We start from the raw sequence: 22,011 nt of genomic DNA on the forward strand, positions 1-22,011 counted from the left end.
TTTATTAATTAATCCGCTGAGTACTTTTTATTCATTAGCGTAGTGTAGAATAGTTTTTCTTTTTCATATTCTGGGGAAATCTTAGAGAAATTACCACTTTCTAAAAATTCATTTAAATGATTATTCATTCTTTCCTTAAATCCTTTCTTATCCATATTTGCAAAACAACCATCAAATTTTTCTCTAAAATGATCAAAAACATATTTGTTATTAACAAGTTTTTGGATGAAATCCTGTTCGTTAGATTCGATGAAATTTTCCTCTGTATTTTCATCGAACTCATCTACATAAGAAAAGACATAGTAAATTTGGTTTGTCCTTGGATCTTTATTCTTGCTTGTATAAATAATATCCTCAAAAAGATCCTTTGAGACCTTGAACCAAGAATCAGTTTTCATTTCGTTTGTTACAAGAAATCTCTCAATATTAAATCTTTCGGGGTTTTTATCGATATGATTTCCGTACTCATGCCCAATTTGATATTGAGCTTTCATACTATTAAAGGCTTTAAACTCGCTTATAGCAATACCAGCTTCTTCTTTGTAAATATAAAGTAGATGATTAAGATCTATTGGTAATTCAATTGATATCTTATTTTCTGGTAAGTATTCATTAATTTCAGTTTTTGCTTGTTCTCTTGAATTTTGGCTACCGCCACCTATGATCGTTGGATTTTGACCGACGGGATATGGAACCTGTTGATAGTTAAGATCAGGTTCAAACATTGGTTCTGCATTCCTGGCAAAATTTATTAAAGTAGTTCTATCTACTCTACTAGCTACATCAAAATTGTTAATTGATGAATTTCTGAGAATATTAGTTTGGAGAGATCCCGCTAAATTATCGAAGCAATATTCTTCCGTTTGTTGAGGGTCTAAAATATTTTTTATTAAATCAGGTAATTCAGTAGAGAATTGTGTTACATCAATTTCGGAAGAATATTTTTCAATATCATTTTCTAAAAGACCACTCTGTGAAATGATTTTTAACGAAGTGTATTCATGCACTTGACTCAGATCATTGAATCTTTGATTTGCTAAATCTTTTATTTTAATAACTCGCTTGTGATTTTCATTTATGATTTTATTAAGTATGGAATCAAGTGAATCCAAGTTATTTTTAATTATTTGACTAATGAAATTTTTAATCAGATTTTCTTCAGCTTCGTTAAATATGAAATTTATTCCATCTGAAATTCTTTTGTAATGTTGCTTAAGAACTTCATCACGTAAAAATACCATTGTAGTAGTAATTCTATTCTGCTCAACTTCGACAGCATCAAAATTTGGGTCCAATAATGAAAAATCAATATCTTTAGTCGACAGATTGGGAGCTTTCCGAGATAATTCAGTCAATTGATTTTTAACTAAATTTTGTAAATTAACTAAATCAGCTAATGAGATATTATTAGGACCTCCATCAATATTGATTGAAGACAATATGATTTTTATTTGCCTTTCAAAAGTATCTTTTAGCTTTAGCTTAAATATGTTAGTACCTCGGTTAATATTTAAGGATAATTGTTTGTAGTAATAACCTTGAATCTTAAAACGGGAGACATAAGGATCTTCGGTTGGTGTTTGAATTAACTCGCTTTTAAGAAACGCTACGTTTGGGTTATTAATCTCTAAATCAGTAATTTTTTGATTGACATATGCTCTCCAATCAGAACCAATCGTTGTCTGAACACCAGATTCGTTAATGAAACCCACAATTTCAGATGTAATTTCTTGTGTCAACTGACTTACTATTTGATTAGCCATGTTTTGAACTTGTTGATTATTGGTTGTACTTTGATTCCCAAGCCAATTAGTGCAAAGTTTATTTGAAATAAATTTTGCGGCAGCTGCACCAGAAATTCTACTTTTCGGGAACCATAATGCAACAGCACCAAACGATGAAAAAGATTTCAAATATCTTGGTCTTGTTTCTACTTGTTTTTTTAAAAAGGTCCAATTACATCTCAAGCCACCTGTATTCATATATTGGCCACCAACTGTATCGAAGAACATCGAAATACCAATCATTTTATGCAAACTTTCAAAATCAACACTACCATCAGTGCGTACAATGGCTGCAGACGTTCCTTTTTTATTCTTAGTTGATATATAATGAACATGTTCAAAAGGAGGGTTTATTTCATTAAGCGAATTCATTGAGTTTGGGAAGAAATAATTAAACACTGTTCCTGTTTGCCTGTAAAAATCATTCTCAACCATACCAGCATATGCATTTGCTGAAAGTCTAGAATTATTTGGTTTCGATGTCTCAGTATCATCCATAAATGTAAAAATACCAAAGACTTTAACCAAGGGGTTTTGAGTTCTAATAAAATAGGCTAAGTCTAACATAGTCCCTGAACATGTTCCACCATGTAAAGTTCCAACTAAATAGACATTAATGTTATTATTTACATAATTGGCTGACTCTTGATTTATACCTTTTTGCTTTAAATATTCCTTTATTTTTGCCTGTGTCGAGTCTTTATTTTCATTGTTGTGTAATACATTAATCTCTTCCTGAATACTTTTGGTAACATTGTCCCAATTAAGCCACAGCGCTAATCTGCCAAGCATTCTTTTGTTCTGCATTCCACTCTGAAGATCAGTATTACCCAATTTAGCTAATTCAGGCAGAAACCATTCAGCAAGACCAGGCCGGAAAAAATCTTTTCTAGAAGGATCTAGCATCATTGGGACTTGCTTATATAATGTATCTGGGATACTAATCTCAATAACTTTTACTTTTTCATAAATATTTGAAAACTGATTATTAGGTAATCTAAATGTCTCCCCATTTTTGTGAGAGCTAATATTGATGAATCTAACTGAAGGCATTCCTGCAGATAGAAATTCCTCATACATTAATTCACGAGCACTATTCATAATTTCAAGACCTGAAGATCCAACTCCAATTATTAATGTGGGTGTAATGTTTATCATAACAACTCCTATGCTATTGCTGGTAAATTATTTTTTTTAGAAAAAAAGATGAAAGCCATTACTATATCAAACAAAAACAATACTACCAAAGATATCATTTGTATCAAAAGCAAAGTATAATCGTAATACAAGAAGAGGAACACTAGTAAAAAAACGATAAACATTAGATGAACTAGTGATGCTAAGAAAAACCCTGTCAGAACTGTTTCTTCCAACCTCGTTGAACTAGTATTAGATTTTGCATAAATAAGCGCAACTAAATACCAGAAAACAATATAAGATACAGCAAGTGTCAAGAACCAATAAAGAAGATCTTGAAATATTGAATCCATTATTTCTGCCATGTTAAACTCCTAATAGATTATTTCCGGTTTGAACTAAAAAGTGTTTTTGATTTGGAGGGCCCACTCTTAGTGCCCAGTAAAATTTTCATTCTAATCGGGTTTTTATCTTTGTCATAAATTTCAAAGTCTTTACCCATCTCAATATTTTTTGTCTGGGCTTTTTCTTCTATTAACTCGAAACCCTTGGGATTAAGAATCTTTACTGAGAAAAGAGGTGCTTGGACATCGAAATATTTGTTCTTTGATGCTTCGAGACGAGATTTCCCAAATTTTATTTCTTCACCATATTTTATTTTAAAAATTTGATTTCTGCTATTTGTTAAGTTTATAAATGTGGCCTGAATATTTCTATTCTGTGCAATCTTAAATAGAAGAAATAGAATAGCTACCGCTAGCATTAGTAAAATGATTATTATCCATGATTTAGAAGACGTTTTGGGTGTAACAACTTGTATTGATTCTTTTAATAATTGCAACTTAATTTTAGGATAAATAGTTTTTGTAACATCTTGAAGATTTGGGAATCCATTGTAAATGTATTGGGCTTTAATATCTATAAATCCACCTTTGCACAAAGCCGCTACTGTTGTAGTATCCAAATCCTTTAAAATTATTTTATTGAAAAACCAAGGTAGGATCACATTTCTCATTACTTGCTGAGTTACAATCTCGTTTTTATTATTATACACTCTCAACCAAAGTGTTAAATCTTTCACTAAGCCATCTGCCAGTCCCTTTTTTGTTGAAATTCGGGAATTGTTAGTGTTTACATAAACGTTGCTGTTCTCTTTAGAATTGGAAAAAATTATTGTATCCTTTTTTTCTGATATTAACTCAAGAATGTCTCCAATAGTTGATTTAATCTTAGCGATTTGAAGTCTAATTGTTGATTTGGTGATTTTGTCATTGAATAATTCAATATCTTCTGCATAAGCTATGTGATACTTACTCATTAGATCCCTAATTTCGTGAGACAAGGTATGACCACCACCGACTTGATCATGAATATCGTCTGATAAATAAATCCAAATTGGATCGTATGAGACACTAATACTTTCTAAAAATTTTCGATATGCCTCTTCAACATTGGTATTATTCTGATTAAAATCGGATTTCCTTGAGGGCAATTTTCCTGTCAATGTAATTGGATTATTTCCAATCTCAATATCTTCAAAAACAGTTTTTAAATTATCTCCAATTAGAAAAAGACTTGCCTTATCACCTTTTGAAACTAAAGGAACAGGTAAAACAGGTGCATTTTGAAAGTCAGGAAATAAAAATTTTTTGTAATTTGAAGGAGAGTAGGAACTGTTAAAAAGTATATCTGCTAATAAAGTGTTCCATTCAGTAATCAATTGATCTGTAACTCTTCCATTCTTCAACATACTTTTTGAAATATCATAGGTTATAATAATATTCCTAGAAGGAGTTGATTGACAGAAACCATTCTGAAGATTTAGAAACAAAAGAAAAGTGAAAAATAAAATTGCGATTTTTTTCGACATAGTATTTCTCCTTAAATATCACGAACTAAAATTATTTTCTTGTGTTCAATAAATGCTAATAAGCCATTTAAATAAAAAATGTTCGATAACGGATTTACTACTTCGCTCATGACAAAATTTACTGGGATTTCTGAAATAAATTGATTCGATGCCATGTTTAGTCGACGTATAGCTCTATCATTCCTACTTACTGAATAAATAATATTGTTTTTAACAAAATTAAACTCCGTGTTCAATTCATAGCTTAAAGTTATTAATTCAGAATTCCCATCTTTTAGTATTTTGCAAAAAGATCCTTTCTCTATACCGTTTTTAAAGAGAAAACCTCTCTCGGAATAAATAGGTCGTCCACATGGAATTACAATATTATTTTCTTTGATGTTGCGATTTGGAAGATCTGTTCGAGAGGTTAAATCGAAGATTTTCATTTTGACTTGTTTATCAGCATTATACCCAAATATATATATTTTATTATCCATGACTACGGGAATTGCAATATCTATTAGATCGGATTTAATTATATGAGTAAAACTATCTTCACCTCCTAGAATACTTTTTAATGATGCTTCAAATACGTTTCCAGCCGAATCGCTAATATAGATTGTCTCTTTATTAAAATTATAAAATATTGAGTTCCATTTTCTATTTGATTGTAATCTGACGAGGTTAATTTGATTGGAACTTTCTTCCTTAAAACGAGATAGATCAATAATAAAAAGTTTATTTTCAACTATAAATAGAAGAAATCTCTTATCTTTTTCAAAAACGATCGTGGGTGAGATTGCGACACTTGATATTTGGCCTGCCGTATGATATATATATACATTAGATATTATATTTTCATTTCTATCAACCCCAAACCTTAAAAGAATATTTGAACAGATTGTATTTAGAAAGAGTCCATCAAAAACTGGGGTAGAAGATTTGGATATTTCACTTGGTAAGAAATCTGTTCGTCCTAATTCATAATTTCCTTTTCCGCTATCAAATAACCTATAATAGTTCTGATTGCTATCAGGAATACATAGAATTGAATTAAATCCAGATAAACCAGGAAGTACTCTAAGATATTTCTTATTCTGAGTGACTTGAATCGAGTGGATATCATTTACATTTTCAAAAATATTGAGAAAACCTTCAATAGATTTGATTGCTTGACCGCAGTTTGGGCAAAATCTTGTATTCGCTGGTAATATCTGATTACATTCTAAACATTTTTTTGATACCATTAAAGCCCCTATTAGTGCACATGAGAAATATTACTTCGGTAAAATTATTCTTTGAAAATATTGATTACTCCGAATACAAAAAACCTTTATAATCGCAGTAATTTTATTTCAGAATAATAATTGTGCTAATTTTATTTAATAGTAATCTTAAATTTTTATTTTTTCCATAAATTTTGATTCAGTAATTAAAATAATGAAAGTTCTTTGTATTAGCGAGAATTTTATTAATATGTTTAATCTTAATAATAATATATCTAGTCCTTTTTGGATCTAGTATAACTGTTGGATCTCTTTGGAGGGACAAATCGTATTACCTATTCCTAATAGTTTGACCAACACCAGTATCTTTTGTTGTATATCGATTACATCCACATTTACCACATACTTTTGGTGAATTTCCTAGATATTGTCCACAGTCTGAACAATAATAATTATTAATAGTGCGATAAAATGTTGCTTTTGGCAGAAATAATTGAGCGATCCAAGCTATAATTATTGAGAGTAACACAGTTTGGATAATACCAAAAAAGTTATCTGCTCCAGCCTTAAAAATGAACCAAGCGATTAAGCCAACACCAATAAAAATTGCTACATCAATCATTTGACTTTGAGTAGTAAGACCACTAAACCCTTTTCGTGTAAAATATTGTTTTGCCATTATTCACTCCTTTTTTTATAATGAGTACATTCTCAATCAATCAGCAATATTTTATTATCAGTCACATTTATAATTATTTTGATAGAAAAAAATTGTTCATAACGTCTTAGAAATGATTATTATAAATTCTCGTATGAATCTCTTATTTTAATTAAACTTAAGCAAATGGAATTATTCAGTCAACAATAATCAAATATCACCAATAGTCTTATTCTAGAATATATTATCCCATTTGGTATAAAGCTGATGTACCATATAAAAATAAAAGTTTTAACAATTGACAACATTATCATTATCATATTTTCTGCAAATTCATGGGTAATAGGAAATTATATATGAGAATAGATTCGAAAACTTTGTTGATTGGTAGCAAAGTAAACTTGTTTAAATATATTTTCGAAAATTTTTTATCAATACAACTAAGTCAAATCGAGAAACTCCCATTGGACGAAATGGCAACAAAAAATATTTTGAATTGCATTCGAAACACTATAGTCTTTTTGTATTAAATCACTCTTCTTATGGATGGTTGTCAGTCAAACAGCAAGAATATATTGCCAATAAAATTGGACATCTATGAAAATTCTTCTCAACATTGATGATACTGCGTTGATAAGCAAGGATCGGAGTAAAACTTGGAGTGAACATCCTAAGTTGAAAGAACTTATACAGAATTATTCGGTTTTTCGCTTCTCAAGAAATCCGGATATTGCTAATTATGCAGCCCAGTGGAAAACGAAAGGATACATCCCTAAATGCTCTGATTCAATTCCAAAAGCAAATGTTTTGATAAATAATGATTAAGATCTTTGGAAGAATACTGTTGAAATATCATAATGCTACAAAAACATAGATTCTTTTCTTGGAGCTCAAAAAAGAAAAATAAATAATACTAACAACAAAAAAAGATAATCACAAAATTCATTGGCGATACAACATAAAGATAAATTTGTCTGAACGATCTTCAGTGCTCTAATGCATTTTTAGGATATTTATTTTTCAGGTTTTATGACTGATCGTATATGGACAAACTGCTCATTAACGAATTGATAATAGTGTGTACCATTGTCACCATCCTTCTCATTTCGAAAACCAGTAAATACAATCATTCTACTTTCAGGCCGAAATTCAATTGGTTGGATTTCGTCATCTAGACTTGAACTCCACCAACAACATATACTAAATTCGATCCAATAGACCTTACCTGTTTTGGCATCAATGACAGCACCCATCAAACATTGGGCCCCGCAACCCCATGTAGTCAGAATATAGTGCCCTGCAAAGTTCGGTTTAATATTTTTCGTCGCCCATTTTAAGCGTGTCTTAAACATTAGATCATCACGTGTTAAAACAAGAGGAGCAGTTAAACCATTGTAAATTTTTTCATTAATAGAGTAATCTTTAAAGTTTGGTAAAGTAGACTGAGCAATCACAATAGTGTAATTAAACATGTAGACAATCGTGAATAATAGTATCACTGCAGGAAGACTTCCAAAATGCTGAATGCTGAAATATGGATTATTATTTGAAGTACTATTTTTTATCATATTTTTATTTCGTTCTGACCTATTGTAAGTAATTATATTATTAATGCTGCAAACAATATTTTGAGCCAACTGAAGTTTTTCTTTAACAGCGCTTAACTCTTTTAATTGTACCTATACATTTAATTTGTGTAGCAGAAATCTCCTTTGAGTATTGTTTGTTTTCATTCGCTTCATTTATAAGCAGCAGGTCGAATTCCAATGGTTATATTTTTACGTGCTGATCATCTTGAACAAGCCGTGTATCCTTTATCAATGTCATCTTTAAGAGAAATGGTATTGAACTATTTATAAAATATTGACATGTATAAGAATTATATTTTGCACTCTTTTTAGTAATATAAATAGTTTAGGCAAAGTTATTAACGGAGAATAATGGAATTATTAGTAGGAAATAAAATAATCTTTTAGTGAACATCACAAGTCCCTTTAATTAAACCATTGCTTTAGATTAAAATTTGATTCCAATTTATCTTGTATATTTTTAGGAATACTGTAAAAGAAATTTATTTTTGTAATTTTTTCAACAGAATCAATTGATACAGCATAATCTTCTATCGTTTTTTGAGACGATTGATTTGGCAGAATGAATCCTATCCCCAGTTTAATTAATCCTTGGTATACACATAATACTTTGTAATAGTATTTCGGTATTGCTACGTGATTAGTCCCAATAGTCGGCAGTCCTCTTTCAAGCATTGGTCCTGTAGCAATATAAACTATTTCATATTTCATTACAAAGCTTCTGACCATTTCTTCAAGTTTTTTCCAAATCCCACGATTGAATGAGGGTTCCTGCGGACTCATGTTGCTCATTAAGAATGATTCTGACATTGCCACATCGGACCAAACCATATCCGCTGCTGGAGCTAAATGACCTCTATCATAACCGGAATCTTTATAATCTTCCGGGGTAGCTGAACCAGTTGTAACATCTGGATCTGGCTTAAATCCATTAGAACGATTGGCTCTTTTAATTAGTTTATCAGAGGTCAATACGTATGCAACCCAAGTAGGTTGCTCAAATTCTTCTTTATAATTCAGGACATAAGCGTAATGTTCAACAATTTCATCATCAACATAAATTTCAGGTAACTCATACCTCATTTTTGCTATGGGATTAGAGGGTATAGCTTTTTTCTCATTACAGGAAATTATAACAACTATGAGAAGAAATAACATAGTGGTTTTAAAATTCACAATAGTATTAATCATTTTTATTTTATAGAAAACAATAGATTTATTAATTTATGAGAAAAAATATTTGAATTACATTATCATCTGGATATACCATTATAATCATTACATTCTCTTATTATTCGGTGACATTAATTTTGATTGTTTTATAATTTTCTCAATAAAATTTTCAATCATGAAGTTATACAACCCTTCTTCAATTGCTTTAGACTAAAGTCCTTTAAGATGCACAAGATAATTTACATCAATATAAATCCTAATTTAGTAAAGCGATCTATCGGTTCGGTTTAGTTAAATTGTTTTCATTAACTCAGTATTTATTATTTTTTTGTATATATGAACTTGATCTTGATAATCTATGTTGAATTCCATAATTGTATTATTTTCTTTTAATTTGACCTAATTGTGGACTGGAAGGAATAGTCTTAATAAATTCTTTACCACTCCAGACATAATTATCTATTATATTTTCACCGTATGCAACACATATTTTACCATTATTAAAATAAATTCCACCACGTGGTAAATCAGGATTCACTTCAGAGTCTAGTAATTTCTTGTTACGACCTTCAATTTTCCCAAATATCCAATAACTTAAATATGCACCAGACCCTTCCACGCTCGAAATTACTAATACTGAATCAACTATGCCTGCTATTTGGCCTACTTCAAGTCTTAGATTACTATATTCAATTTTTTCATTAATACTCTTCTCCCAATTGTTAGTCACTGAATCATAGTCTATAACATAAAAACTATGCTTTAACGAGAATTCATCAGTGGTATCGAGGGCGATTATAGCATATTGAGAAAAACGTGATGAATTCAATTTAATTGCTTTACATACTTCTATTCTTTCATCAGGAGCAATAAATTTTTGTGGTAGAGGTTTTTTCGTATTCAAAGACGGGTTGGGAGAAATTGAAGGTGGTTTGGAACATGAATAAAAAAGTAACATAAAAAAAAGAAATTTCTTCATAAGAGTGCTCCAGTATCTTTTTACTTGATGTAATTTTTCCTGAATTAAAATAAACAAATGATCTTGCAAAGTAATATATATAAAGAATTTTTTGTAGATAAGTAGATTGGTAGAATTTATAATATAGAGTTTGAATCTATCTTAATCACTGAGCTGAAATCATTGGGAGTTGGAGCAATTTTGCTCAAAGAAGAATAAGAGGATGTTTCAAGCACCTTAATTGCGTCTTTTAAAGAATCCATGTTTAAGTGTGCATAAATCTCTGTTGTTGAAACCGAAGTATGTCCCAGTAGCTCCTTAATTATATAAAGTGAAATTCCTTTTTGCGCGAGGTTGGAGGCAAAGGAATGTCTCAAGGAATGGAAATGAATTGATTTACTTATGCCCGCAGCCCCACATGCACGTTTAAATATTTTAGAGATGTAGTCCCCGGTGAACTTTTTTCCATCATTTTTGCAAAAAATATAATCTTCGTTTTGTTTGAAAACTTTCATTTTCTTTTCGTTCTTTTTGATAAGAATTTCATAAACTTCTGCAGTCATAGGGATATATCTTTGGCTTCTACTTTTCGTTATAAAGTTTTCATCTCCTACCGTAATTATTCTTTTTGTTAGGTCAACATTCCGCCAAGTCAGATTTGTAATTTCACTCAATCTCATACCTGTAAAGAATGCTGTTACAACTATCTCCTTCATTTTTTGATTTTCTATCTGACTGCTCAATAATAGCAATTGATCGTTGTTGAGATATGCTGGTGCCGTTTTCTGTCTTCGCGGAAGCTTAATTTTTAAGAAATAGTTCTCTCCTATATAACCCCAATTTTTTGCCTGATTGAATGCTGCTTTTAAGTTGCGGAAATAAACGACATAACCTTTTTTAACTTTTTGCTGAATGTAGATCATAAATTTTTCAACCTCTCGCAATCCAATAGATTGTATCAATTTTTGATCGCCGAAAAAATCTGTTAAATGCATCAAAGAGAGTATAACAGAAGCATGATATGCTTTACTATGATTCATTTTTATTTGATGAGAATACTCATCAAAAAATATTTTAAGCGTAACGACTTCAATCGGTTTAGCCACGTTCACATTTTGCGAAGCGTCTGGAATAATCAATAGAAGCCGTTTCAATTTCTCGATCTCTTCAAACGAGAATTGGTTTAATATTTTCTGAACATTCTCTTCCATAGTTCTTAGATTATGATCTCTTTAAGTGTTACGATTATTATATTCATTAATACTGCCTCTCCAATCGAAATTATTCTAAGCGGAATGATTTATTATTCCAGCACTTCTGCTATAATCAATTTTAATAGTCAAGAACCCCCTTTCAACTAGCGTTTTGATAACAAACTATTCTAAGCCTAATGCTAGTTCACCTGATTCTTGTATCACCGCTTTTCGCTTTCTATTTGGGTTCTTGCCCAGTCTGTATGGATGCAACGGACAATCTTCTAGATGACAATTAAGAACTTCTCCTTTTTGTTGACAACTACACTCTAGACAATGCTGACGTATAGACTTTATTGGTGTATTTTTTTTCATGTTATTTTCCCTTCACTTGCTGATTATAGTTTGTGTTTGATTACATAATCGATAATTTTATAAACAGCCTATTTATGAAATTTCACTTTTTCTTGGTCCAATTTCGAAAATCAGGAATGGCTTTAATCCATATCCATGCATACCTTCCGTCTCTCCTCCCCCGGTGGTTTTGTTAAAATGTTCATAGGTTCCAATGATGTCTTTTAACTCAGCCTTGGTTAACTCAAGATTATTCTTAGCTTCAAGATCATCGGGGTAAATCTCTATAGCCTTTTTATAATCTTCGATAGCTCCCGCAAAATCTAAAAATCCTCTTTTGGCATTACCACGGTCTATAAAAGCGACACCATCTGTTGGATCAAACTCGATGAATTTATCATAATCTTGGATAGCACCCAGGAAGTCTGAAATTTTTAATTTTGCATAACCGCGATTGAAATAAATATCTTGATTATAGGGATCTAACTGGATCGCTTTGTCAAAATCCAGTATAGCACCCGTGAAGTCACCTTGATCACATTTAGAAATTGCTCGACTGTGATACACCAAAGCGAGTTTAAGATTAGCATCTTCATTATTACTTTTTTCTATTTTTCTGTTGTCTATCATATAGTTACCTCCTATTAGTTTTATTATTCGTCAGAAATTCTTTCAGCTTTCGCTGAGAGAATAAAATTGTTTAACCTACTCGCAGAACTCAGATTCTGTGGTTCTTAAAAATTATTCTTACTGTAAGAGTAGCAATCTTTGAGAACTTAACTACTTCCTTGTCATGACTTAACTCTGTATCTTTTCTTATCATGTTTCTTCCTTCATCTTTGAGCTTTATATTTATATAATTAGCCTGAAATGATTTTATTGGTAAATTTGTTCTCATATTATATTCCTGTCATTTTATATTTATTTTTTGAAAAAGTTTGTTTGTGTACCATGGTGGATTTTACGAAGCTTCAAAGTTCCTCTATTATTTAAGTATGAGTTGTCAAAACGTGTTTCAATTTCTTCCATTTTGCCGTTGTCATTTAATCGTAAAAGAAATTCCTTCCCACTAGCCGTATGCCTGCTCGAATCTAACTTTACTTCAAAATAGGTTGTATCTTCCTCCTTTGGCTTACTGATTGTAAATAGGAAATCACTATCTCGTGCCAATCCTAGACTTTCAGCTAAGTTGACAGAACTTGCATCTTTAATTCCGCTCCTATTCAACTGTGATAAAACAATAATGATTGTGTCTGTTTCTTTTGCGAGTAATTTTAACGAGCTGCTAATTTGGGCTATTTCTCTTTCCCGTGAGTCGATGTTTTTATTTTTGCTAACAGATTTTATCAATCCTATGTAATCAATCAAGATTACCTTGAGACCATATTTATCTTTCAGCTTTTTTACGTTCGACTCTATCTCAGAGAGGGTAAAAGCTCTATCAAAAATGAATAACTTTTCGTCGCTGTTCTTACGTTGTGATGAATACCTCAATAAAGAAACTCTTTCTTCTTCATTCAAGCGTTTAGGGTTACGGATTTTGTCGTAATTGATACCGGTTTTATAAGACAAGATCTTTTCTTCTATTTCATTATTACTCATTTCAAGAGAGAAGATAGCAGAAGGTATGTTCTGCTCCACAAAATCCAGTATGAGATTTAATCCGAATGTAGTCTTACCATTCTTAAACGCACCGGCAATGCCGAGTAAGTTCCCTTCATTAAGTCCGCCGGTTCCCGTGTTAAAACTTGGGAATGATTTAGTCTTTAGTGAATCATCCATTGTAAATTTGGATTCGATCCGTTCTAATATGGTCGGAAGGTTTTGATCAAAGGTTGTGATCGTAAGGAAGCGGGAATACTTGTTTATCCCGGCATCTATTTTTTCTTTTACTTCAAATAGTAGATCAACTCCACGAAAGGATGTTTTGCTTTCATTTAACGCACCGGCCAAAATATTTTCTATGTTGAGTGTTTCGCAAATATCATAGAATTCCTTTATTCTTTCGGTTATAGATTCAATTTGAAATGAAAGATCCAAAATTTCTTGAACAGGATAGCTCCGTATCTGAAGTTGATGAAGAATTGCTATGCTATCACAAGGGCTTTGTTTTGATATTGCCTCAAAGATTTCGCGGTTCTCTTTTGTAAACATCTCCAATGGTACTTTTTCAAATAGCTCATTAGATTGTTCAGGATCCTTATAAAGCAGTGCAAGAATTTGTTTTTCTTTTTCGAGCTTAATTTTGTATTTGTTCATTTTCGTAATCCCATTTTGGTTTATAATTAATTTGGGGTGTTGCCTGCTCATCATTCCAACATTCGCCATTTAGATATGTGAGAGGGTTTTTACGATACTTCAATTCTGGTGTGGCTGAGATGTATGCCGGCAGCGTAGTGAAAATTTTCTCTTTAACTGCTTCAGGTAGATTCATCCATTTCTTAAGACTCTTTACTCTATCCGCCTTCTTTCCGTATAAGTCCCAGAACTTTTCGAAGTCCGGTGGAGTATTCTCTTCATTCTTACATTCTTGTCTGTGTCGGATTGGTGTCGGATTGATGTCGGCTTTGGTGTCGGTATTATCCCGCCTACTTTGCTCTACATCCCAGTTAACAATCGTAATAACTGTTTTCTTGTTGTCGGAAAAGGTGTCGATATATTTGAGCTTTTTTAATTTCAAAATTTGGCTCCAGAAGGTTGAGGGACTCATATTGCATTCCTGAGCCCCTGTATACCTTCCTGTAATAAATTGACCTGGCTTTAGGATACTTACTTCATCTCCGAATGGTATCTCCGCTTCTTTATGATTAGCTCTGATAAGGCAGTAGGACCAAACTTTCCATGTGTTTGGGTTTTGCCAGACAACACTATCCAACGATTTTCGATAAAGTTTGACGTATCCTAAATTGGTCACTTTCATTAAACAGTTTCCTTTGGATCTAATAAAGGTTCAAGAAGAGACTCGAGAGCTTCTAAAAAACCAGTCCGGTTTAGATAGTCCTCAGTATACTCACTGTTTATTTCTACAGCCCTATTTAAATCATTAATTGCTGCTTCTATGTCTAAAAGTTTCACTTTAACGAGAGAACGGTTAATATATGCTTCGATAAAGTCTGGATTATTTTGTATTGCTTCCTCAAAATCAATAAGCGCTCCAATGAGGTTTCCAATCTCTACTTTACAAAGACCTCGAGCGTGATAAGCATCAGGAAAAGAAGGATTGTACTTTATTACAATATTGAAATCTTGGATTGAGCTATTGTAATAGTTTAAAACAGCTTTCGTAATACCGCGATTATAATATGCAGAACTATCACAAGGATTTAGTTTTATTGCCTTGGTGTAATCTTGGAGAGCTCCGGTGTAGTCTGAACGATTAAATCTTGACATACCGCGATTGTAGTAAGCACCAGCTGAATTGGGATTAATTTTTAATGCTTTGTTAAAATTGTGAATTGCACCCCGGTGATCTGAAAGCTCAGCCCTAGAGAGACCACGATAAAAGTGGACTTTCTCAGATTCACTCTGAAAGCTTTTGTCTGAGTTCTTATAAAATTTTCGTTTGGTTTTTGACATTTGAATCTCCTTCTTTGATAGAGCAAGTGTTAGAGTGCTTGCTGTTTTATTCCCACATAATAGAAAAGCCGGAAAGTCTTTAACCAAGAGACAAACCGGCTTCTCAATGAGGGAAAATAAATTTTTTATTGTATTAAACTTTTATTGTCTCTTGGTAAGAAAGAATAGACAAGTATTATACCTGTGATCTCTGGGGGCTAAAAGATTTGAAATTAGATTATAAACAAGGTTTTTTACTATCACAGAGACAGGCCTTTATTTCTGTGATTTCTATCTCTATGATCTCTGGGACTATTTTGAGGGCAATGAAAGCTTACCTGCTTTTAATGCTTCATTTAATCCGCTACTAGTACGATATCCTAGTTTTTGGGCCAGCTGAGTTTTATTAAGGAATTGCCAATCTTTTATATTATCAAGTATCGCATCAAGATGACTTTGATCTTGGAATTTTGGTGGTTTCCCAGGCATCCTTTTTTTCGTTTCTTTTGATTTACGGTTTAGTTCATATTGTGCCAATTTATACTCGGCGATCAATAGTTCTTTTTTTGTGTTTAGATGAAAAAGATGCATTTCTCTAAAATTCATCACCACTTCTTCATTTTCTCTTGAAAATTCATTCTTTAATGATTGCATTGCAACAGACATTTTCAATGCAACCTTAGTACTCTGACTAAAAGCTTCAAATAATTTGAATTGGAAGAATTCGTAATCTAATTCTTCATCTTCCTCCGCATCATAATCATTAATTATAGCCTCGTATGATATCTGAAAATTTTCAAAACCAGAATGTAATATTTCATTTGATTCTTCCTTCGTCAATTGACAATAATTAAGAATCGGTAGCACATTTTCATTGAAATATTTTTCTGTATAGTTAAATATTATAGCAAGATGAGGAGCTTTCGATTTTCTATAATACTTGAACATCAATTCCAAGATGGGGAGACCATTAATAATACCATAAGTGGGGTATTTTTGATTGTTCACATCTGGATCAAGTTTTTTAAAATCTATTTTGTCAAAATCTATTTCTGGAAATTTTATTTTTCTAGAGCCAAATGAATCCAATCCGAAATTTTCAAATACAATTCCACCTATATCTTTTTTTCTTACCATCTTCATATTTCCCTTAACTTTTATTGTACTTTAATATTTTCTATGAATATAATACCATGTTTGATCCTTGACAAACCTATTAAGTTTGAGAGGCGTCTTATTTTATGCACATTTTTTTCGATAAGTTTTTTGAGTGTTGAGCCAAAAAAATATATTATTTTTAATTTAAGTTCTTCCCTCCTAAAACAAATTTGCTTGCCCTTCATCTTTCGGTTTTGGTATTTCTACTTTTTCTTTCTTCTTTCCCTTTTTATCCCACAATCCGGCAGCGACTTCTTCTTCGTGGATTTTGTGGTTGAGTTCTAATAATCTCTTTAGTATTTCTTTGCGGGCTTCGGGAGAAATTGTATATCTAATTCTATCATTTTCCGGCAAATAGTCTACTTCGTAATAGTTGTGGGCAAGGTTTATAGGCTGAGCGGAGCCGAAGCCCCAGTCGTAAGCTTTGAGAACAGCTTCGTCCATTTCTTTGTGCAAAATGCGGAGTGTTTCTATCTCTTTTACCGCTTGTTCTATTGGTATCTGCAACTTTGCTTGCTTAAACTCTCGTATATTTTTTGCCACCTCTAGGTTCTGCACTCTACATTCTGCGTTATGAAACAGATTATAAGTTTTTGTTAAGCCAAGCTGCAAGTTTAGCATTAGCTGGCGGCGGAACTCGTGGTACTGCTCTCCAATTTTTTCAAGTTCCACTTCGGTTTCTCTTGAAGATGATTTAGGGATTGGGAAGGTTTCAAAACAGTCTGATACAATATATCTAGTATCCGTTTTCATTGTTGAAGCATATTTTTCAGCCCAGTACTGATGTATACTGGATTGCAACAAACCAAATGTAAAATTGTCTTCAAATAAAAATATTATTAAGGATTCGGAATAAACGAAATCTTTATTCAGAAAATCGATCATGTGTATGTTGGAAATTCTAGACCGGCCTAAAACTCTTTGCACATTTGTTGTTCGTAAATTATCATATAATTCATGACGAGAATGCCAAAATTTCCACCACTCATCAACCAATCGTGGATATTTTTCTTTATCTCTAGTCATCCTTTCCGGCTTTACGGTGCCTTCTACGTATTGAAAGACATCTGAATAAGTTGAAGCGTCATCGAAGTCTTTTTCATCAAAATTAATAATCCATCTTTCATGCTCATTTATAGTTCTGTTGTTTAATTCCTTTCCCCCAATGAAAGGATATACGACATCTTGATTTTTCTCGTTTGATAGAAATACAGAAGCAGTATCAGGTTCAATCACAAATCCTTCACCATACGGGTTTGATCCTTGAAAGCATTTCCCATCATTACGAATCAACTTATTCGGACTCGTCTCGTTTTCTTCTGCTTCTTTCAATAAAGTGGAAATTTTTATTACTTCTGCATTATTAAGAAAATTCTTTTTTATCCATCGCGTTTTTGAAATCCATACTAAAGAAATAATAACTGAAGCTTTGCCAGGCCATTTGATCGAATCTGATGCATGATATATAGTTCCACCTTGACTCTCAATGACATCTAATCCACCCTTTCTAGTCGTGCCTTGTGAAATTGTATTGGTACTTATTAAAGCAAAAACCCCTTTCGAGTTAAGAATCTGGAAATTTCTTCTGAAAAAGTAAGCACATAAATCTGTTTTTTTTGAACCTCCCATGAAAACACCGACTAAATATTCGTTGTACTCATCTCCATAATTTTCTGAAATTTTTAATCCATGTAAGAATGGTGGATTCCCCAAAATACAATCGAAACCACTTTCAGCGAACACATCCGGGAATTCTAAAAACCAATGAAAGAATCTTTTCTCAACTCCGATAGCCATTGCTTCAGAGATTTGTCTTTCGTGTTTACTTTTTTCTCCACCAAGTATTCTAAAATAATCCGCAAATGTAGTAAGCTTACTTTGGTTCTCTTTTGTCTTTGGTAAAAAGAATTGGGCAACCTGAACATCTGCGGCTTGTTTCAATCTCCACCAATCGCTTCCTTTCAAGACATCGTATTGCTGTGCTTTATTCTTTACGTCTTCTAATGTTTTTTCTGGAAGTTGATCAAATTCTATATACTTTGTAGATATTTTTTTGATGTTATCAAGAATCTCATTTGTATCAAAGAAGTTCTCTTTTCCTTGGCTTTCATCTTTGTTCTTTTTGGTAATATATTTTACAACATCAGCATCATCGCCGGGCATTTTCTTAAAAGCTTCGTTGGCAATTCCTTTTTCAAGTTCTTCTCTTCTTGCAAGACCCACAATAGAATCACCGCATTTAATTTTGTGGTCCAAAAAGCTAAGAGGCAAACCGGGATTGTATGCTTCCAGCCAAAGAGCAACTTTACAAAGTTCAACTGCAAGAGGATTTTTATCAACTCCATAAATACAATGGTTAATAACATCTCTCAGAGCATGGCGGTATGGTTCCGGTGACGGTTGATCTTCTCCGGTTCTAACACGTGCAAGTTCAATTGCTATTCTTCGCGCTGCGGAAAGAAGTATGTGTCCGCTGCCCGCAGCAACATCGCAGACTTTGATGGATAAAAGAGATTGTGCCTTTGCTTCTCTTTCTTCGATGCTTATAGATTCCGGATCTCCACTTCGTTTTGTCCGGAATGACAACTTTGCAGTTGTCAATTTGTCTTCGATGACATAATCGAGTGAGTGTTTGATTAGCGGCTGAACTAGTTCTTCCGGTGTATAGTGAGAACCGGATGATGAACGCTCCGAACTTTCAACAAACTCAAATGTTACTTGCTGGTTTTGGATGTTAAACTTTCCATCGTATTCAAGAAGTCCCTCGTAAACAGAACCGAATTCTTCAACATTTAGCGCAGCATAATTAACACGGATTACATCTTTACCGTTCGGACTTTCAAACAAACTTAAATTACGAATGCATTCCAATAATGTTTTATTATCTAGCTGAGATTGACTAAGTAATCCAATTGCATCGGGGGAAAAGAGATCGCCGCCAAGAGGATAAATGCCAAGTTTCTTCGCGTAGCGTTCTTCAATAAAAATGTTAAATGTGTTATTGAGTGAAATCCAGAGATCGTCAAGTTTATCATCAAAGAAATGAATCTTCTCTGCAAGTTTTCTTAAACGGGAAATACTGTAGTAGTTGTAGTAAATGTTTTTGAAGTAAAACAGTTTATCTTTTTCTGTTTGCGAAAGATCCTTTCCAATTTCCGGATAGACAATATCTCTTTCTTCTATTACAAGTAAGAATAAAATTCTGTAGATAAACCGAAGAAGCTGTTTGAAAAAATCTTCCGGTTTTAATTTTCCATCAATTACTTCCGCTCTTAGTGTTTGGCTAGCTGGATGAGCAAGAAATCCATTTGCTATAATTTTAATTGACTTTTCAACAGCAACGCTCAACTTCTCACGTATTCGTGAACCGGATTCAATTGCGTCTTGATGGTACTGCTCGAATATACATTGATCGGCTTCAGTCTGTTTCTTCGGCATCCTGGAAGAATGAATAAGCCGGTACATAATAGAGAATTCGGCATAGAGATCATCTTCAAGCATTCGCTGAAGGTTGAATTCAAGATAACTTAAGCGGACAAGTTTACCGGAGTCGCGGAGGATTCTTAAGAAAAAGCCATTGGTAACAATTCCATAAAGATGCTCTGTTACATTGACGTATTCTTGGAGTAATGCGTGTGGAGACATTCTTGGACCACCGGATTCACGACGTCTATCAAGATTATCGTTCACACCCATAATATGAATCGGAAAATTATCGAGAGCTTCAACTCTGTGGCTTATAGCATAGGATTTTTCGTTTACAACCTCTGAAGAACGCTGGAATTCTAATTTGTAGCCAAGGTTTTCAAGTAAAGGAATGATCCAGAATTTTCTTGTCTCTTCAACACCGCTCTGGTTATCAGTTAATTTTTCTGTCCTACGTTTGAAGATATTCCACTGATCTTTAGCATCAGCCCATGCGCGCGCAATATCATCTTTTACCTTGAATGATCGGTCGAAACCAAAGTCAGAAGGATTCTGCCCGCGAACATCAGCAGAATCAAGCTTTTCGAATAGCTCGGGTGAAATTATATTTCCTTCAACACGTATAGAAGATGTTTTCATGAAATCCTAAAAAAGAATAGCATACTGTTTATATGGGTATGCACAATTAATCCAATTTTTTAAGCATATCTTATTTTGTATGCACAAATTTTTCGATTTTTTGTGCATATGTTTTAAAATAATGTGAGTCGTGCAGACACACAGCTATAACAACGTGTGTCATTTTTTAATAAAATGACACATATGCCGTTATTGATGTGTCTAACTGACACATGTTATTTTTTGCCCTTAAACAAATTGTAGATTTTATTATTTATAAAAACAACATCACTTCCAATTTTTTTGCTGGATAGGATTTCCAATTTTTCTAATTCGCGGAGATATATGCCCGCAGCTTTTCTGGCGGCTAGACCACTTTCAACAATAGTAGCAATTCTGCAATACGGATCATTAAAGAGTATCTCAACCAATTCTTTAGTATAAATCTTCGGTAACTTTTCTTTAACCTCAATAACAGTATCATCCAATATTTTTTTTATCTTTTTAATTTTTGCCGAAGTATCGATTGCTGTAGATTCGATTGCATCGAGCATATATAGAACCCACTGTTCCCAATTTTGGTTATAAGTAACCTCGCGTAAGAAACGGTAGTAGTCAGATTTGTTTTTGATTATGAAGCTGCTCAAATACAAAATTGGGAGGTCGAGTAATTCATTTAGGGCCAGGTAAAGAACGTTAATTATTCTGCCGGTTCTACCGTTTCCATCATAGAAAGGATGGATAGATTCAAACTGGTAGTGAAGGACAGCCATTTTTACAAGAGGATCGATACCGTTCGAAGAGTTTAAATAATCTTCAAAGTTTTTTAACAATGAACGAATATTAGATTCGCCAACAGGGGGAGTATAAATGACTTCTTTGGTTATCTCATTTTGTAAAACTGTACCGGGCAGTTTTCTTATGCCGGCATTAGTTTCCACAAGTTCGGCTTGAATATCAATTATCATGTTTGTGGAAAGAAATCCTTTGCGTTTTACATCTGAAAATCCTTTCCAAAGAGCTTTACGATAATTAAGAACTTCTTTTGTAGAAGGATCGATCTTCAGTGAAGAAATTGCCAAAGCTTCGTAAAGTTTATCTCTTGTTGTGATGACGTTTTCTATAGCTGAACTGTCTCTTGCTTCTTCAAGAACGAGTGTATTAAGTAAAATGTTTTGATTAGGAATTAGAGCGGCAACGCCTTTGAGTTCTGCCAAAGCCTTATTAGCGGAGATTGCTTTTTTTAGTATCAATTTTGATTCAACCTCTGCTTTCGGAGGTAGAAGAGGCAAATCATTATATGGTCGATCTTTAATAAATTTTTTCATTT

At 32.8% G+C, this 22,011-nt stretch carries 18 protein-coding genes; 1 reads left to right on the plus strand and 17 read right to left on the minus strand.

Translation table 11 applies throughout. From position 1 onward, the window contains the following. Positions 1–8: 8 nt before the first annotated feature. The 5 genes from NTX65_14900 to NTX65_14920 form a co-directional block, all read right to left on the minus strand. A complete protein-coding gene (locus tag NTX65_14900; GenBank protein ID MCX6170627.1) occupies positions 9–2,942 on the minus strand; it encodes a hypothetical protein in 2,934 nt (977 codons plus the stop codon). 8 nt (positions 2,943–2,950) lie between these two features. Then, on the minus strand, positions 2,951–3,286 hold the full coding sequence (locus tag NTX65_14905; GenBank protein MCX6170628.1) for a hypothetical protein: 336 nt from the start codon (positions 3,284–3,286) through the stop codon (positions 2,951–2,953). A gap of 17 nt (positions 3,287–3,303) precedes the next feature. Next, positions 3,304–4,791: a hypothetical protein gene (locus NTX65_14910; GenBank protein ID MCX6170629.1), complete on the minus strand. Its 1,488-nt coding sequence runs from the start codon at positions 4,789–4,791 to the stop codon at positions 3,304–3,306. A gap of 11 nt (positions 4,792–4,802) precedes the next feature. After that, a complete protein-coding gene (locus NTX65_14915; protein ID MCX6170630.1) occupies positions 4,803–6,020 on the minus strand; it encodes a zinc ribbon domain-containing protein in 1,218 nt (405 codons plus the stop codon). Between the two features lie 310 nt (positions 6,021–6,330). Then, a complete protein-coding gene (locus NTX65_14920) occupies positions 6,331–6,678 on the minus strand; it encodes a hypothetical protein (GenBank protein ID MCX6170631.1) in 348 nt (115 codons plus the stop codon). Positions 6,679–7,254: 576 nt separating this feature from the next. Between NTX65_14920 and NTX65_14925 the strand changes: the two genes are divergently transcribed. After that, positions 7,255–7,482: a hypothetical protein gene (locus tag NTX65_14925; GenBank protein ID MCX6170632.1), complete on the plus strand. Its 228-nt coding sequence runs from the start codon at positions 7,255–7,257 to the stop codon at positions 7,480–7,482. 188 nt (positions 7,483–7,670) lie between these two features. Here NTX65_14925 and NTX65_14930 read toward each other — a convergent pair whose 3' ends face one another. The 12 genes from NTX65_14930 to NTX65_14985 form a co-directional block, all read right to left on the minus strand. Next, positions 7,671–8,294 carry a hypothetical protein gene (locus tag NTX65_14930; GenBank protein MCX6170633.1) on the minus strand — a complete coding sequence of 208 codons (624 nt, stop codon included), beginning with the start codon at positions 8,292–8,294 and terminating at the stop codon, positions 7,671–7,673. Positions 8,295–8,651: 357 nt separating this feature from the next. Then, complete coding sequence (locus NTX65_14935) at positions 8,652–9,437, minus strand: DNA/RNA non-specific endonuclease (GenBank protein ID MCX6170634.1); 786 nt, start codon at positions 9,435–9,437, stop codon at positions 8,652–8,654. 361 nt (positions 9,438–9,798) lie between these two features. Next, complete coding sequence (locus NTX65_14940; protein MCX6170635.1) at positions 9,799–10,398, minus strand: hypothetical protein; 600 nt, start codon at positions 10,396–10,398, stop codon at positions 9,799–9,801. Between the two features lie 116 nt (positions 10,399–10,514). Further along, a complete protein-coding gene (locus NTX65_14945; protein MCX6170636.1) occupies positions 10,515–11,588 on the minus strand; it encodes a site-specific integrase in 1,074 nt (357 codons plus the stop codon). Between the two features lie 429 nt (positions 11,589–12,017). Beyond that, positions 12,018–12,554: a tetratricopeptide repeat protein gene (locus NTX65_14950; GenBank protein MCX6170637.1), complete on the minus strand. Its 537-nt coding sequence runs from the start codon at positions 12,552–12,554 to the stop codon at positions 12,018–12,020. An 88-nt stretch (positions 12,555–12,642) separates the two neighbouring features. Further along, on the minus strand, positions 12,643–12,822 hold the full coding sequence (locus NTX65_14955) for a hypothetical protein (protein ID MCX6170638.1): 180 nt from the start codon (positions 12,820–12,822) through the stop codon (positions 12,643–12,645). 23 nt (positions 12,823–12,845) lie between these two features. Beyond that, complete coding sequence (locus NTX65_14960) at positions 12,846–14,183, minus strand: hypothetical protein (GenBank protein ID MCX6170639.1); 1,338 nt, start codon at positions 14,181–14,183, stop codon at positions 12,846–12,848. Then, positions 14,164–14,844, minus strand: coding sequence for a hypothetical protein (locus NTX65_14965; protein ID MCX6170640.1), 681 nt, complete (start codon positions 14,842–14,844; stop codon positions 14,164–14,166). The genes NTX65_14960 and NTX65_14965 overlap by 20 nt, the downstream gene beginning before the upstream one ends. Next, entirely contained in the window at positions 14,844–15,500 is a 657-nt protein-coding gene (locus NTX65_14970) for a tetratricopeptide repeat protein (protein MCX6170641.1), read from the minus strand. The genes NTX65_14965 and NTX65_14970 overlap by 1 nt, the downstream gene beginning before the upstream one ends. Positions 15,501–15,791: 291 nt before the next feature. Further along, positions 15,792–16,616, minus strand: coding sequence for a hypothetical protein (locus NTX65_14975; GenBank protein ID MCX6170642.1), 825 nt, complete (start codon positions 16,614–16,616; stop codon positions 15,792–15,794). Between the two features lie 180 nt (positions 16,617–16,796). Continuing rightward, on the minus strand, positions 16,797–20,702 hold the full coding sequence (locus NTX65_14980; protein ID MCX6170643.1) for a hypothetical protein: 3,906 nt from the start codon (positions 20,700–20,702) through the stop codon (positions 16,797–16,799). Positions 20,703–20,917: 215 nt separating this feature from the next. Further along, complete coding sequence (locus NTX65_14985; GenBank protein ID MCX6170644.1) at positions 20,918–22,009, minus strand: Fic family protein; 1,092 nt, start codon at positions 22,007–22,009, stop codon at positions 20,918–20,920. Between the last annotated feature and the right edge of the window lie 2 nt (positions 22,010–22,011).

It is taken from the genome of Ignavibacteriales bacterium (assembly GCA_026390795.1).
In the GTDB taxonomy this organism is placed as follows: Bacteria; Bacteroidota; Ignavibacteria; order Ignavibacteriales; family Melioribacteraceae; genus Fen-1258.

What these genes read in the sequence shown, in the direction of transcription:
- NTX65_14900 (MCX6170627.1), bottom strand. Translation starts at nt 2,942, where the DNA reads ATGATAAACATTACACCCACATTAATAATTGGAGTTGGATCTTCAGGT.
- NTX65_14905 (MCX6170628.1), bottom strand. Translation starts at nt 3,286, where the DNA reads ATGGCAGAAATAATGGATTCAATATTTCAAGATCTTCTTTATTGGTTC.
- NTX65_14910 (MCX6170629.1), bottom strand. Translation starts at nt 4,791, where the DNA reads ATGTCGAAAAAAATCGCAATTTTATTTTTCACTTTTCTTTTGTTTCTA.
- NTX65_14915 (MCX6170630.1), bottom strand. Translation starts at nt 6,020, where the DNA reads ATGGTATCAAAAAAATGTTTAGAATGTAATCAGATATTACCAGCGAAT.
- NTX65_14920 (MCX6170631.1), bottom strand. Translation starts at nt 6,678, where the DNA reads ATGGCAAAACAATATTTTACACGAAAAGGGTTTAGTGGTCTTACTACT.
- NTX65_14925 (MCX6170632.1), top strand. Translation starts at nt 7,255, where the DNA reads ATGAAAATTCTTCTCAACATTGATGATACTGCGTTGATAAGCAAGGAT.
- NTX65_14935 (MCX6170634.1), bottom strand. Translation starts at nt 9,437, where the DNA reads ATGATTAATACTATTGTGAATTTTAAAACCACTATGTTATTTCTTCTC.
- NTX65_14940 (MCX6170635.1), bottom strand. Translation starts at nt 10,398, where the DNA reads ATGAAGAAATTTCTTTTTTTTATGTTACTTTTTTATTCATGTTCCAAA.
- NTX65_14945 (MCX6170636.1), bottom strand. Translation starts at nt 11,588, where the DNA reads ATGGAAGAGAATGTTCAGAAAATATTAAACCAATTCTCGTTTGAAGAG.
- NTX65_14950 (MCX6170637.1), bottom strand. Translation starts at nt 12,554, where the DNA reads ATGATAGACAACAGAAAAATAGAAAAAAGTAATAATGAAGATGCTAAT.
- NTX65_14955 (MCX6170638.1), bottom strand. Translation starts at nt 12,822, where the DNA reads ATGAGAACAAATTTACCAATAAAATCATTTCAGGCTAATTATATAAAT.
- NTX65_14960 (MCX6170639.1), bottom strand. Translation starts at nt 14,183, where the DNA reads ATGAACAAATACAAAATTAAGCTCGAAAAAGAAAAACAAATTCTTGCA.
- NTX65_14965 (MCX6170640.1), bottom strand. Translation starts at nt 14,844, where the DNA reads ATGAAAGTGACCAATTTAGGATACGTCAAACTTTATCGAAAATCGTTG.
- NTX65_14970 (MCX6170641.1), bottom strand. Translation starts at nt 15,500, where the DNA reads ATGTCAAAAACCAAACGAAAATTTTATAAGAACTCAGACAAAAGCTTT.
- NTX65_14975 (MCX6170642.1), bottom strand. Translation starts at nt 16,616, where the DNA reads ATGGTAAGAAAAAAAGATATAGGTGGAATTGTATTTGAAAATTTCGGA.
- NTX65_14980 (MCX6170643.1), bottom strand. Translation starts at nt 20,702, where the DNA reads ATGAAAACATCTTCTATACGTGTTGAAGGAAATATAATTTCACCCGAG.
- NTX65_14985 (MCX6170644.1), bottom strand. Translation starts at nt 22,009, where the DNA reads ATGAAAAAATTTATTAAAGATCGACCATATAATGATTTGCCTCTTCTA.